This window comes from Flagellimonas profundi (genome assembly GCF_017313275.1).
GTDB classification, from domain to species: domain Bacteria; phylum Bacteroidota; class Bacteroidia; order Flavobacteriales; family Flavobacteriaceae; genus Flagellimonas; species Flagellimonas profundi.
Genome location: NZ_JAFLNM010000009.1, coordinates 1 through 2,195, shown reverse-complemented (window position 1 = coordinate 2,195; position 2,195 = coordinate 1). Strand labels below are relative to the sequence as shown.

Genomic DNA, 2,195 nt, shown 5'->3' with positions numbered 1-2,195 from the left:
CGGCGAGAAGCTGTTCATCGATTACGCCGGTCCCACCATCGGACTGACCGACGGCAGTCGCGCCCACATCTTCGTGGCCGCCCTGGGCGCTTCCAGCTACACCTATGCCTGTGCCACGCCGCGCGAGACGATGAGGGACTGGCTTGAGTCCACCGCGCGCGCGCTGGCCTTCATCGGCGGCGTGCCGCAGCTGATCGTGCCGGACAACCCCAAGGCCATGATCGCCGATGCCAACCGCTACGAGCCGCGCAGCAACGACACGGTGCTCGACTTCGCGCGTCACTACGGCACCTCGATTCTGCCGGCGCGCCCGCGCCATCCGCAGGACAAGGCCAAGGCCGAATCGGCGGTGCAGATCGTCGAGCGCTGGATCATGGCGCGCCTGCGCCACCAGAGGTTCGACAGTGTGCACGAGGTCAATCAGGCCATGGCGCCGTTGCTCACGCGGCTCAACGACAAATTGTTCCAGAAACTGCCCGGCAGCCGCGCCAGCACCTTCGCCGAGATCGACGCGCCGGCCCTGTTGCCGCTGCCGCTACAGCGTTACGAGATGGCGCACTTCAAGACCGTCAAGGTGCACATCGACTACCACGTCGAGCTTGAGCGCCACCGCTACAGCGTGCCGCACGCGCTGGTCGGCCAGACGCTCGAGGCACGCGTGACCACCGCTGTGGTGGAGCTAATGCACAGGGGGCAGCGCGTCGCCAGCCATGCCCGCAACAGCCGCCAGGGCGGCTTCACCACGACGCCAACGCACATGCCTGCCGCGCACCGCGCCCACATGGAATGGACGCCGACCCGGCTCATTCACTGGGGGCGGAGCATCGGCCCGGCGACGGCCGAAGCGGTCACGCGGCTAATGGCCGAGAACAAGCATCCGGAACACGGTTACCGCGCCTGCCTTGGCCTGCTGTCGCTGGCAAAGCGCTACGGCAAGGCGAGACTGGAAGCGGCCTGCATGTTGGCCTTGCAGATCGGCGCCTGCCAGTACCGCCACGTCAACGACATCCTGAAAAACAACCGCGATCAGAGCGCGCCGGCCACCGCCAGCGAGTGGGTCAGCCCCGACCATGCCCACGTCCGCGGACCTGGCTACTACCAATGAGGAACGACGAAATGATGATGCACACCACCCTGGCGCAACTGCGCTCGCTCAAGCTGGACGGTCTGGCCGCCGGCCTGGAGGAGCAGCTGGCCCAACCCGGCATGGCCGCGTTGAGCTTCGAGGAGCGCGTGGCGCTGTTGATCGACCGCGAGGTCCACGCCCGCAACGACCGCAAGCTGGTGCGCCTGCTCAAGAACGCGCACCTCAAGTACGGCCAGGCTGCCATCGAGGACATCGACGCGCGCGCTGGCCGTGGCATCGACCGCCGCGAGGTGATGAGCCTGGCCTTGGGCGAGTGGGTCAGCGCCGGCCATAGCGTACTGGTGACCGGGCCCACCGGCGCGGGCAAGTCTTGGCTTGCCTGCGCGCTGGCGCAGTACGCCTGCCGGCGTGGCTACTCGGCAATCTACCAGCGCGTGCCGCGCTTGCAGGAGGAGCTACGCATCCGACATGGCAGCGGCGCCTTCGGCAAGTGGCTGCTGCAATTGGCCAAGACGGACGTGCTGGTGCTCGATGACTGGGGCATGGGCGCCATCGACGGCATGACGCGCTCGGACCTGCTTGAGATTATTGACGACCGAGCCGGCACCAAGGCCACCATCATCACCAGTCAGCTGCCGGTGGAACATTGGCATGCATGGATCGGTGACGCCACCATCGCCGACGCCATCCTGGACCGCATTATGCAGCGCAACCACCGCTTCACGCTGACCGGTGACTCGCTGCGCGCCCAGCGACCTAAAACCACCAAAAAGGAGAAAAACATCGACCCATCGTGACCGCAGCCCTTACAATTTAATCGCGTAACAGCATCGAATGCGCAGCGGTCACGATAGGCCGGAATGAGCGGTCACGTTGACCGGAATACGCAATCGCCGGCCGGACCGATGATCAAGGCAGGACACACCTCGCTACCGCCCAGGAATTCGGCGATATCGAAGTCCTCATCTACCCCGAAGACAAGTAGTGGCCAACTGGAGAATTTCATGGCGACTTCAGGAAACAAGAGCGAACCGACGCGTCCGGTTGCGGCGCCTTATGACGACAACGAGGGCAACCTTCGCGCCTTTTCGCCGCTATCGCCCAAAGC

2 protein-coding genes are annotated in these 2,195 nt (G+C 65.2%); both read left to right on the top strand.

What is annotated here, in order from left to right; all coding sequences use genetic code 11:
* Positions 1-1,105, top strand: a 1,105-nt coding sequence (gene istA / locus J0654_RS18210) for an IS21 family transposase (RefSeq protein ID WP_207030542.1), incomplete at its 5' end; no start/stop codon positions are given.
* A complete protein-coding gene (gene istB / locus J0654_RS18205; protein ID WP_313784011.1) occupies positions 1,102-1,884 on the top strand; it encodes an IS21-like element helper ATPase IstB in 783 nt (260 codons plus the stop codon). The genes istA and istB, both read left to right, overlap by 4 nt.
* Positions 1,885-2,195: the final 311 nt, after the last annotated feature.